This window comes from Anaerotignum propionicum (assembly GCF_024461735.1).
Taxonomy (GTDB): Bacteria; Bacillota; Clostridia; order Lachnospirales; family Anaerotignaceae; genus Chakrabartyella.
On sequence record NZ_JANGAD010000002.1, the window covers coordinates 114,061 to 126,377 of the forward strand.

General features: G+C 37.2%; 8 protein-coding genes. All 8 read left to right on the top strand.

Going from position 1 to position 12,317, the window contains the following annotated elements:
- The first annotated feature begins 702 nt into the window (after window positions 1–702).
- The 8 genes from dnaA to NE558_RS03190 all read left to right on the top strand — a co-directional run bounded on the left by dnaA (window position 703) and on the right by NE558_RS03190 (window position 12,269).
- Complete coding sequence (dnaA, locus tag NE558_RS03155) at window positions 703–2,034, top strand: chromosomal replication initiator protein DnaA (protein WP_312059555.1); 1,332 nt, start codon at window positions 703–705, stop codon at window positions 2,032–2,034.
- Window positions 2,035–2,279: 245 nt separating this feature from the next.
- On the top strand, window positions 2,280–3,392 hold the full coding sequence (gene dnaN, locus NE558_RS03160) for a DNA polymerase III subunit beta (RefSeq protein WP_256148458.1): 1,113 nt from the start codon (window positions 2,280–2,282) through the stop codon (window positions 3,390–3,392).
- 37 nt (window positions 3,393–3,429) lie between these two features.
- A complete protein-coding gene (locus NE558_RS03165; RefSeq protein ID WP_256148459.1) occupies window positions 3,430–3,648 on the top strand; it encodes an RNA-binding S4 domain-containing protein in 219 nt (72 codons plus the stop codon).
- Between the two features lie 354 nt (window positions 3,649–4,002).
- The gene (gene recF, locus NE558_RS03170; RefSeq protein ID WP_256148460.1) at window positions 4,003–5,109 is read left to right on the top strand and encodes a DNA replication/repair protein RecF; all 1,107 of its coding nucleotides are present in this window, start codon (window positions 4,003–4,005) and stop codon (window positions 5,107–5,109) included.
- A 551-nt stretch (window positions 5,110–5,660) separates the two neighbouring features.
- Complete coding sequence (gyrB, locus tag NE558_RS03175) at window positions 5,661–7,562, top strand: DNA topoisomerase (ATP-hydrolyzing) subunit B (RefSeq protein ID WP_256148462.1); 1,902 nt, start codon at window positions 5,661–5,663, stop codon at window positions 7,560–7,562.
- Between the two features lie 315 nt (window positions 7,563–7,877).
- Complete coding sequence (gene gyrA / locus NE558_RS03180) at window positions 7,878–10,415, top strand: DNA gyrase subunit A (RefSeq protein WP_256148463.1); 2,538 nt, start codon at window positions 7,878–7,880, stop codon at window positions 10,413–10,415.
- 179 nt (window positions 10,416–10,594) lie between these two features.
- Window positions 10,595–10,888 carry a hypothetical protein gene (locus NE558_RS03185; RefSeq protein WP_256148464.1) on the top strand — a complete coding sequence of 98 codons (294 nt, stop codon included), beginning with the start codon at window positions 10,595–10,597 and terminating at the stop codon, window positions 10,886–10,888.
- 205 nt (window positions 10,889–11,093) lie between these two features.
- Window positions 11,094–12,269 carry a CapA family protein gene (locus tag NE558_RS03190; protein WP_256148465.1) on the top strand — a complete coding sequence of 392 codons (1,176 nt, stop codon included), beginning with the start codon at window positions 11,094–11,096 and terminating at the stop codon, window positions 12,267–12,269.
- Window positions 12,270–12,317 lie beyond the last annotated feature (48 nt).

Genomic DNA, 12,317 nt, shown 5'->3' on the forward strand with positions numbered 1-12,317 from the left:
TTTTTTTATTTAGGTTTCACTATATATAGTAGAACTTTTTACAAAACATAAAAACAAAACCATTTCAAACCTATGAAACGCTGTGTTATGACGCAAAACATTAAAGTTACAACTATGTTCATAAAATTATCAGCCAAAATACTTTGATTTTTTATGTTGAACAATGAAAACCAATTTTTTCTAAATTTATTTTCACCGAAATTCATTCTTTTTTCGTGTCATAACTTAAAAATCTTATAAAATATAAGTTTTTTTCATCATACATGATTGCAAACGACAGATTTTTCCATCCATTTTTTTTGGTTTCCTTGGGGATAACCATAATTTTTGATTGCGGTTGTGGATAACTTTTGTTATACTATGGGCAAAGTATTGTTTCATTGATGATCCACAAAATTCACAATTCTTTTACAGTACCAAAATCAAAGTTATCCACAAACTGTTGATAACCCTGTGTATAACCTCGATTTTATGTGAAAAACCTCTTGAAAAAACATTCCTTTTAAAAAATATGCTACTATTTAAGTCAGGATGTCCCGTGTTTTTCTATATTTTGCATACTGTTTATTTTGTGGGCAAGTACAAAGCATTCGCTGTGAATAACTACGGCTTGTCTCTCATTAAGAAGCTTTTCTTTCACAGCCATCTACATTTAATTGTGAATAACAAGATTGTTATCCACAAAATTTTAACAGGAGGTACATAATGGAACAAATAAATGAATTGTGGAACGAAGCACTAAAAATTATCGAGGAAGAAAGCTCCGCCGTTAGTTTTGAGACATGGTTTCGTCCCATTGTACCCTACGGCTTGCAGGATCATTGTCTATATTTGCAGGTAGATAATCCCTTAGCCAAGGATATGCTGGAAAAACGTTACTTTGATTTGTTGAAAAATACCATAAAGCAGGTTACAAAAACGGATTTGGAAATTATCATTTTAATGGGCAACGAGTTACCTGTTAAATTAATGGAGAAAAAAGAAGTACAAAAACAAGGTACAGAGATTCCAAGAAATCTAAATCCCAAATATGTATTCAGCTCCTTTGTGGTTGGTAACAGCAACCGCATGGCTCATGCAGCATCTCTGGCGGTTGCCGAAGCACCGGCGAAAAACTATAACCCTTTATTTTTGTACGGTAATTCCGGTTTGGGCAAAACCCATCTTATGCATTCCATTGCCCATTATATTTTGGATAACAACAGCTCAGCAAAAGTATTATATGTAACCAGTGAAACCTTTACCAACGAATTGATTCTTTCTATTCAAAACAATAGAAACGAGGCTTTTCGTAATAAATATAGAAATATCGACGTTCTTTTGATTGATGATATTCAGTTTATTTCTAAAAAAGAAGGTACTCAGGAGGAATTTTTCCATACCTTTAATGCATTGTATGAATCAACAAAGCAAATTATTATTTCCTCGGACCGTCCACCCAAGGAAATTGAAACTTTAGAAGACAGATTGCGCAGCCGCTTTGAAATGGGCTTGATTGCTGATATTCAACCACCGGACTATGAAACAAGAATTGCAATTTTACGAAAAAAAGCAGAGCGGGATAATTTGCAGGTACCCGATGATGTTTTGGCATATATTGCAAAAAATATAGCTTCAAATATTCGAGAACTAGAGGGCGCTTTGACAAGAATTGTTGCATTTGCAACACTTACAAACCAAGATATTTCTATTTTCTTGGCTGAAAACTCTTTAAAAGATATTTTCAGTGAAAATGCCTCTGCTCCCATTACCCCTGATTCCATTCAGGAAATTGTGGCGACACATTTTAATATTCGCATAGAAGATATTCAAGGAAGCAAGAAACCCAAAAATATTGCTTTCCCAAGACAGATTTCTATGTATTTATGCAGAAAATTATTAGATATCTCCCTACCAAAGATAGGCGAAAGCTTTGGAGGGCGTGACCATACAACTGTAATACATGCAATTTCTAAAATTGAAAAGCAGTTGGAAAATGATACGGCATTGCAAAACACCATTTTGCAGCTGGAGAAGGAAATTAAGGGGCAATAATTTTTCCACATTGCCTTGTGGAGCAGGATAGGGAAAGACTGTGGACAACTATTAACAATTCAACCTTGCTGTGCATACTGTGGATAAGCCTATCTGTTACCCCCATGGCTTCCACATGGCTTGTCAACACCCAAAATTCCTGATTCTTGGGGAAAAAAGAGGTTTTCCACAAACCCACAGCCCCTACTACTGCTACTGCGGATTAAATCTTATTTATTTCTTCAAACACTGTGTGAAAAGGAGTTGTGAACAACTTGAAATTAATTTGTAAAAAAGACCTACTGTTACAGTACATAAATATCGTGAATAAAGCAGTTTCCAATCGCACCACACTGCCTATTTTGGAATGCATCTTACTAACTGCTGATGAAAAAGGTTTTGTTTTAACTGGAAATGATCTAGAATTGGGTATTAAAACCGCTGCGATTGAAGCTGACATTTTGGAAAAAGGTGAAGTTGCCATTGAAGCCCGTATTTTCAACGAGATTGTACGTCGCTTAAACGGAGAGGACGTAACAATTTCCACCAATGAAAAAAATGCGGTAACCATTGTTTGTGGTTCTTCTGAATTTAGCATTATGGGTCAAGGTGGAGAGGATTTTCCTCCTTTACCTGAGGTAGAACAAAATCAGGCATATACTTTAAAGCAAAATGACTTAAGAAATATGATTCGTCAGACTATTTTTTCCATTGCTCAAGATAATGCAAAACCTGTTTTAGCAGGTGAATTATTTGAGTTTCATGATGAATTTTTTAATATTGTTTCCGTTGATGGATATCGTATTTCCTATCGAAAAAGCCTTTTGCTTCAAAGCTGTGGAAAAAATGAAGTCATTGTTCCCGGCAAAACCTTAAGTGAATTAAATAAAATTTTATCTCAATCTGAGGAAGATTTGGTTTCTCTTTATGTGACAGACAAGCATATTTTGTTTGATTTAGGCACAGCAATTATGGTTTCCCGTTTAATTGAAGGGGATTTTATCCGTTATGAGCAAAGTTTTTCAGAAGATTTTAAAACAGAGGTTTTGGTAGATAAAAATGAAATGATTCAATCTTTGGAACGTGCTTCATTGGTTTCCAGAGATAATAGAAAAACACCGGTTCGCTTCCAAATCAAAACAAAAAACATGGAAATCACCTCTAAAAGTGATATGGGAACGGCTTTCGAGGAGATTTCAGTGGAAGTGGAAGGGGAAGAAATCTCCATTGCCTTTAATCCCCGTTATTTTATCGAAGCCCTGCGTTCTATTGACGAAGAAAACGTAAAAATTCATTTTACCGCTTCTTTAAGTCCTTGTACCATATTGCCTGTGGAGGGAGACTCCTTTAAATATTTGATTCTCCCATTAAGAATGTAATTGTTTTATGTAAACAATAAGAAAGAAGGACTACTTTATGCAAGAAGTTGGAATTCAAACAGAATATATTAAATTACAGCAAATTTTAAAACTTGCCGGCATCATTGGACAAGGTTCGGATGCTAGAGCCTTAATTGCTGAAGGTTTGGTTTATGTAAACGGAAATCAGGCTTTGGAAAGAGGAAAAAAAATTCGCCCCAATGATGTGGTTGAGGTGAAGGGATTAGGCTCTGTTAAAGTTGTGATGGAAGGTTAAACATTTTTTAAAGCCTTCACGGAGTTTTTTTAGAGAAGATTTTTTAAGAAAGTCAGTATAGATTTCAATAAATACTAAAAAACATAGTATTTAATTATTTTTAGAGTGGGAAGGCCCGTATTGCAATGTGATTTTTGCAAAAAACAGCGGGCTTTTTTCGCTGTTATAAAAATATTGCTTTTGTGGATAAAATATTTTAGAAATATAACGCTTATAAATAAGCAAATGCTTATATTTTTATATTTTTTGTATCCTAAGTGAGATATCAAAGCAAAATATATTGTTATTTATTTAACATTAAATATTTTGTCGAATGATATCTTTAAAATAATCTTGTATATTAGGTGGATATTTATGCAAATTTTGGAGGTTTCTTTGCAAGGCTTTCGCAATCTGATGGAGATGCAAATTAAACCATCTCCAGGAATTAATGTATTTTACGGTAAGAATGCTCAAGGGAAAACCAATTTTTTGGAATCCCTTTATTTATGTGCCATGGGAAGGTCTATGCGGACAAAAAATGATTGGCAAATGATAGGTTTTCAAGAGGAAGAAAGCCATATTCGTTTATTAATCAATAAAAATAACCGAAAAGAGCGTATTGATGTTCATTTGAAGAGAGATACCAAAAAAGGCATAGCCAGAAACGGTATACCCATAAAGAAGCTTGGAGACCTGTTTGGTACTTTGTATACCGTCGTTTTTTCCCCTGAGGATCTTTCTTTGATCAAAGACGGGCCTGCAGAGAGGCGACGTTTTTTGGATATGGAGCTTTGTCAGCTTAGTCGAGTTTATTATTATGATTTGCAACAATATTACCGTATTTTGAAGCAGAGAAATAATTTATTGCGGGAGATTCAAAAAAATTCCGCTCTACAAGAAACTCTTTTTGTATGGGATGCCCAGTTAATTGATTACGGTGAGCGTGTTATGGCGGCTAGAACGGATTTTTTGCAAAGACTGGATAAAATCGCCGCTGAAAAGTTAAACGCTCTTACAGGGGGCTTAGATGCCCTTAAAATTATATATAAGCCGAATTGTGAGCCGGGTCGTATGGAGGAAAGGCTGAAACGAAATTTGCAACGAGATATTTATTTAGGCAGTACCAATTTTGGGCCTCATAAAGATGATATTTTGTTTACCATTGATGGGAAAGAGGTGAAAAGCTTCGGTTCTCAGGGGCAACAAAGAACTACAGCCTTGGCGGCAAGGTTGGCAGAAATAGATTTGATACGAGAAGAGACGGGGGAAGACCCTGTTTTACTTCTGGATGATGTGCTGTCTGAATTGGATGAGAGAAGACAAAAATATTTGATGGAAAGTATTGATGGTTTGCAGGCATTTTTGACTTGTACTGGAATTGAGGATGCAATAAAAAAATATATCAGCAAAGATAATTTGTTTTATGTGGAAAATGGACAAATTATAGGTGAAAATGGAATGGAAAAGCGTAGTGACTAAAACTTACGCTTTTTTTATTGCATTTTGAGCTTTTAAGATGTCTGCATGGGGAGCACAAACTTTGGTTTATTCCCTAGAAAAGATTTCAGAAAAAATGGAATCCTTTGGTTTCCCCTAAAATAATCCAAAAATACCCTATATTTTCTTTATGAAAATCATATATTAATTAATAAGGAAGGAAAAACATTCAAAAGTTTCATTAAAAATTAGTGTTTTCCTTGAAAATATAAGGTTTTCTTCTTGTAGAATTCTTTTAAAAATGTTATAATAGTTATGTGTTAAAAACTCACTAAAATTTGGAACAAAAAAAGTCCTGTTTTAGTTTTTTATTTCTTAAATATTCAGACTGTTTTCTAAGATTTTAAGGAATGTGCAAAAGCGTGTTTCCTAGGAAAACAGCGTACACTGATAAACAGTGTCTAAGCTTTAAAAAAAGAAAAATTTTACCTATCATTTTTGATTTGAAATAGGTTTTATGATAGAAACCTATTTTTTCTTTGGCACAAAGCACGATGAAGAACCCTAAAAGATTTAGTTGAAGGAGAGGTTTTATGTCATCAGATTATAATGAAAGTCAAATCCAAGTGTTGGAAGGTTTGGAGGCTGTTAGAAAAAGACCGGGAATGTATATCGGTTCTACCAGCGCCAGAGGGCTGCATCATTTGGTTTACGAAATCGTGGATAATGCGGTGGATGAGGCCTTGGCAGGTTTTTGTACTGAAATAACCGTAAAAATTCATCCGGATAATTCCATTTCTGTTATGGATAATGGCCGAGGCATTCCCGTTGGTATTCAACAGCAAAAAGGTATATCTGCCGTAGAGGTTGTTTTTACCATTTTGCATGCCGGTGGAAAATTTGGTGGAGGAGGCTATAAGGTTTCCGGTGGTCTCCACGGTGTTGGTGCATCAGTTGTAAATGCTCTGTCCACATGGCTGACGGTAAACATTCATACCGAGGGTAAGCTCTATGAGCAAAAATATGCCCGTGGTGATGTATTAGCACCGTTAGCTGTCATTGGTGAGTCACAACAGCATGGTACCTATGTGCATTTCTTGCCCGATCCTGAAATTTTCGAGGAAACGGTTTTTACCTACGATATTTTAAAGCAGCGCTTGCGGGAAACTGCTTTTCTTACAAAGGGCTTGAAAATTAATCTCATAGATTTACGTGAGGGAATGGAACAGGCTCGTACGTTCCACTACGAAGGTGGTATTAAGGAATTTGTTGCTTATATCAATAAAAGCCGTCAGGCCTTATATAACGATATTTTTTATTGCTGTGGTCAGAAGGATGGTATTTTGGTGGAAGTGGCATTTCAGTATAACGATGGATATACCGAAAATATTTTCAGCTTTGTAAATAACATCAATACCCCTGATGGCGGTACCCATTTAATTGGATTTAAAAGCGGTTTGACAAAAACATTGAATGATTATGGGAAAAAAATTGGTATTCTCAAGGATGCAGATAAGAAGCTTTCTGGTGATGATGTAAGAGAAGGTATTTCTGCAGTTATCAGTATCAAAGTTGAAGATCCTCAGTTTGAAGGGCAGACAAAGGCGAAATTGGGTACTAGCGAAGCAAAGAATGCTGTTGAAAGCGTTTTAAGCGAATATTTTACCTATTATCTGGAGGAAAACCCTGCGGTTGCTAAAAATATCATTGAGAAGGGTATGATGGCTTCCAGAGCCCGTGACGCTGCCAGAAAGGCAAGGGAATTGGTACGGCGTAAAACAGGCTTGGAGAATACAAGATTGCCGGGCAAGCTCACTGATTGTACCAGTAAAGACCCTTATGAGTGCGAAATCTATATCGTAGAGGGTAACTCTGCGGGGGGAAGTGCCATTAAGGCAAGAGACCCTAAAACACAAGCGATTTTACCTTTGCGAGGGAAAATTTTGAATGTGGAAAAGGCTAGACTGGATCGTATCTTAGGCAGTGAAGAAATCAAAAATATGATTACTGCTTTTGGCACAGGGATTTCTGAAGATTTTGATATTGAAAAATTACGTTATCATAAAATCGTAATTATGACAGATGCCGATGTGGATGGTGCCCATATCCGTACATTGCTTTTAACCTTCTTTTACCGCTATATGCCTCAATTAATTGAGGAAGGCAAGGTTTATATTGCCCAGCCTCCTTTATACCGTGTGGAGAAGAATAAACAGCACTATTACGTTTATGATGATTTACAGTTGGAAACGTTATACAACGAGATTGGAAAAACGGGGATTAAAGAAGTACAGAGATATAAGGGTCTGGGTGAGATGGACTTTGATCAGCTGCGAGATACCACCATGGCTGTGGAACACCGTATTTTGAAAAAAGTTGATATCAGCGATGCTTTGATTGCCGACGAGATATTTAGCATGCTTATGGGGGATAGTGTTGAACCCAGAAGGGATTTTATAGCTGAGAATGCCGAGTATGCTGAAATGGATTATTAAGGTCAAGAGCAAGGTCAAAACCATAGGGACGCTGTCCCTAAGACTCAGCAAGGGCACTGCCCTTGACCCAATATGGAAAACTTCGTTTTCCAAGAATTCTACCCTTCAAAAACGAAGTTTTTGAAAAAAGGGTCAAGGGATGAAATCCCTTGTGGAGAATTGGGGCAAAGCCCCAAGGTCTAAGAATTAATAATAATTAACCAACCCTTCAAAAACGAAGTTTTTGAAAAAAGGGGTCAAGGGATGAAATCCCTTGTGGGGAATTGGGGCAAAGCCCCGAGGTCTTATCCCTTTAAATAAAAAAGAGGTGAAAAAATGAGCGACGAATTCAAAGAAATAGATAAGGTCGTTTCCATAGATATCAACGAGGAAATGAAAAAATGCTATATCGATTACGCCATGAGCGTTATCGTTGCCCGTGCATTGCCCGATGTGCGGGATGGCTTGAAGCCTGTGCAAAGACGTATCCTCTTCTCTATGAACGAAATGAACCTTGACCCAAATAAAGGCTACCGTAAATCGGCTCGTATTGTGGGTGATACCATGGGTAAATACCACCCCCATGGTGATGCCTCTATTTATCAAGCAATGGTGCGTATGGCTCAGAATTTCTCAATGCGCTATATGCTGGTGGATGGTCATGGTAACTTCGGCTCTATTGACGGCTATGGTGCTGCTGCAAGCCGTTATACTGAGGCAAGAATGTCCAAAATTACTGCAGAATTGTTGGCGGATATTGAAAAGGATACCGTTGATTTTGTGCCAAACTACGATGAAAATGAAAAAGAACCAACTGTTTTACCCGCTAGAATCCCTAATTTGCTGGTGAATGGTTCCTCGGGTATCGCCGTTGGTATGGCAACCAATATACCACCCCATAACCTGACGGAAGTCATTAATGGTGTTGTTTGTATGATTGATAATACCATCAATGATAAAGATACTGATGTTGAGGAATTAATGGAGCATATCCAGGGGCCGGACTTCCCCACAGGTGCAACAATTCTGGGGAAGAGTGGAATTCGTGCGGCATATCGTACTGGTAGAGGGAAAATTTTGGTTCGTGCACTGGCTGAAATTCAGCCTATGTCAAACGGCCGTGAAAAAATTGTGGTAACAGAACTGCCCTATATGGTGAATAAACTTCGGTTGATTGAAAAAATTGCCGAATTGGTTAAAGATAAACGTATTGAAGGTATTAGCGATTTGTATGATGCCTCTGCGGGCGATGATATTCAGATTATTATTGAGCTGAAGAAGGACGTAAATGCCAATGTTATTTTAAATCAGCTTTATAAATATACCCAGCTTCAGGAAAGCTTTGGCGCGATTATGATTGCGTTGGTTAATGGTAAGCCGGAAACTTTAAACTTGAAGCAAATTATCTCGGAATACTTGAAACATCAAGAAAATGTAGTTACCAGAAGAACCCAGTTCAACTTGGATAAGGCAGAAAAACGTGCCCATATTCTGGAAGGTCTGCGTATTGCCATCGATAATATTGATGAGGTTATCCGCATCATCCGTACCAGCTATGATAATGCCAAGGAACGCCTGATGGAACGCTTTCAGCTTTCTGAGATTCAGGCTCAGGCAATTTTGGAAATGCAGCTGCGTCGTTTGCAAGGCTTGGAGCATGAAAAAATTGATGCGGAGTATAAAGAATTAATGGAAAAAATCGCTTATTTTAAATCCTTGTTGGCAGATAGAAAATTAATGCTTGGCGTCATTCGGGATGAAATAACAGTGATTCGAGATAAGTATGGCGATGGACGTCGTACCCAGTTGGTGCAAAACCCCGGTGAAATTGATGTGGAGGATTTGATTGAGGAAGAAACCTGCGTTATGACTCTTTCAAACCTGAACTATATCAAACGTACCCCTTTGGATACCTATAAGAGCCAAAATAGAGGGGGCAGAGGTATTGTTGGTATGCAAACAAGAGAGGAAGATTTTGTTAAGGATATGTTCCTTTCCTCCACCCACGATACCATTTTGTTCTTTACCGATCGGGGTAGAGTATACCGTATGAAGGGCTATGAAATTCCCGAAGCAGGACGTACAGCAAGGGGCATGGCAATTGTAAATCTGTTGGAAATTGCCCCCGGTGAAAGCATTACTGCGATTATCCCTGTGAAGGAATTTAAGGAAGATGAATACCTTGTTATGATTACAAAACAAGGCATCATTAAGAAAACAGAGATGGCAAGCTTTGCAAATATCCGTAAGGGTGGCTTAATTGCTGTTAATTTGAGGGATGATGATAATCTGATTTCTGTTATGACAACCAATGGTGAAAACGAAATTTTTGTTGCAACAAGAAACGGTTTGGGTATTAAGTTCTCTGAAAAAGATGTGCGCCCTATGGGCCGTACGGCTACAGGTGTAAAAGCAATTACCCTGCGTGAGGAGGATTATGTGGTCTCAGCCGTGAAGATTATGGAAAATGCAGAAATTTTGAATGTAACGGAAAAAGGCTTTGGAAAACGTACTGAAACAGATGCATTCACTGTTCAATACCGCGGTGGTAAAGGCTTGAAGGTACATCAATTGACAGAAAAAACAGGCGCATTGACCGGTGTTCTGTTGGTTGAGGAGAATGAAGAAGTGATGCTTATGACATCAGAAGGCATTATTATTCGTTTGCGTGCAAAGGATATTTCAACCATTGGCCGTGTTTCTCAGGGTGTTAAATTGATGAATTTGAATGAAGGTGTAACGGTTGTGGGTATCGCAAAAATTTCTGAGGAAGATATTAAAGAAGATGATTTAGAAATTTTGGATGATGAAACCTCCGTTTCAAACGAGGGAAGCTCTATTATCTCAGAAGAAGAAACCTCATTTACAGAATAAATAGAAAAAAAGATACCGATTTTATTGGTATCTTTTTTTGTTGATACAGTTGTTAGTTATATCTTTTTTTGTTAAAATTATATAACTGGATTAAAAATTTTGATGATTATTTGACAATTATTCATTATACTGCTAGAATTAAATTAGATCGTATCAGAAAAATCGAGGTGTGAGGGAAGATGTGGGACGTTGACTTTTTTTTAGCTTTGGGGAAAGTTATTTCACTGGTTATTTGCATGGTTTTTATTGAAGGCGTTGTTGCAAGTAGACCAAATGGGAAATGGACAGGTATCATTTTACCGGTTTTTATGCTTGTGCTTTCTATCTGGGTATTTTTCATGTGGAAAAATACCATCTATTTTATTTTGGTTTTTGTACCTGCGTTATTATGTTGTTTTATATATTATATTTGCCGTCGTTCCATTAAAAATGGTACAGCGATTAGCTTAAATAATGAAGAAGAGCTAAACTAAAAAATTTACATCAGGAAACCTTTTATTTCCTAGAAAAGTGAATTAAAAATGAATGAAGCAGAAATAAAAAAGCCCGTTTAACTTGCAGCCAATTCGCAAAAGCGGGCTTTCTTTCTACTTGACTATTTTGGCTTTGTGCCAAAAAGATTAGTACTATAGGTATTTTATTTGAAAGAATATAAAGCTTCTAATTGGGAGGTATAAAATGAAAAAAATAGTTACTTTGTTGTTCATATGTTTCTTTTTAACCTCCTGCTCAGCAGTAAGTAAGCAAAACTATTCCGTCTCCACAGGTGAAGCATTGCCGATCGTCAGAGAGGCTAAGCTGGCAGTTGTGGGTGATATCATGGTACATGATTATCAATATCAAGAGGCCTATGACCCCTCTACGGGGACCTATGACTTTATGCATAATTTCCAAGATGTGAAGAAATATTTTGACGGCTATGACCTTGTTTTGGGAAATTTGGAATCAACCTTTGGAGGAACAGGAAGAAGCTACTCTTCTTACCCTTGTTTTAATACCCCTGATGCATTTTTGGATGCAGTGAAGGATGCAGGCTTTGATATTTTAACCACTGCAAATAATCATTGTATGGATACGGGAAAAGCAGGATTAATCCGTACCTTGGACAAGCTGGATGAGGCGGGAATTGCCCATATGGGAACGTACCGTTCAGCAGAAGATCGGGATAAAATTTTATATCAGAATGTAAATGGAATTAATTTTGCTTTTTTATCTTATACCTATGGTACCAATGGTATTGCTGTGCCTGATGCATATTTGGTGAATCTCATAAATGAGGATCAAATGGTTGCTGATATCAAAAAGGCCAGAGAGCGTGCTGATGTTGTTGTTGTGATGCCACATATGGGTAACGAATATGAAACCTTCCCAAAGGAAGTCTTTCAAAAGTGGGCAGATTTGATGTTTCTTTCAGGAGCAGATGTTATTTTAGCCAGTCATCCCCATGTATTGCAGCGTATGGAATACCGAAAGGTAGACCATGGTGATGGTGAACATGATGGGTTTATTATTTATTCCTTAGGAAATTTTATCTCTTCCCAAACAACACCTCCCAGAAATGCATCTATTATTTTGCATTTAACCATTGAACAGCTGGGAGATGAGCCACCAAATGTAAAAAAGGTCTCTTTCGTTCCTGTTTGGACGCAATTTAGAAATGCGCAGGATACGAATCATTTTGTGGTGCGCAGTGTTTATGAAATGATGACACTAGATCAAAATAAAAAAGATCAGCTTATCCGAAGGAAGGATCAAAGACGGCTGGAAGAGGTTCATGATGAAACAGCATCCTTTTTGTTAGATCGAAAAATTCCTATTTCAGAGATTCAAGAGGAATATGTATTTGAAAAATAAGAAAAGCTCTTGTCAGGCAACAAAAACAATGATAAAATATGTCCATCA

What these genes read in the sequence shown, in the direction of transcription:
- gyrB (WP_256148462.1), top strand. Translation starts at nt 5,661, where the DNA reads ATGTCATCAGATTATAATGAAAGTCAAATCCAAGTGTTGGAAGGTTTG.
- NE558_RS03165 (WP_256148459.1), top strand. Translation starts at nt 3,430, where the DNA reads ATGCAAGAAGTTGGAATTCAAACAGAATATATTAAATTACAGCAAATT.
- NE558_RS03190 (WP_256148465.1), top strand. Translation starts at nt 11,094, where the DNA reads ATGAAAAAAATAGTTACTTTGTTGTTCATATGTTTCTTTTTAACCTCC.
- recF (WP_256148460.1), top strand. Translation starts at nt 4,003, where the DNA reads ATGCAAATTTTGGAGGTTTCTTTGCAAGGCTTTCGCAATCTGATGGAG.
- gyrA (WP_256148463.1), top strand. Translation starts at nt 7,878, where the DNA reads ATGAGCGACGAATTCAAAGAAATAGATAAGGTCGTTTCCATAGATATC.
- NE558_RS03185 (WP_256148464.1), top strand. Translation starts at nt 10,595, where the DNA reads ATGTGGGACGTTGACTTTTTTTTAGCTTTGGGGAAAGTTATTTCACTG.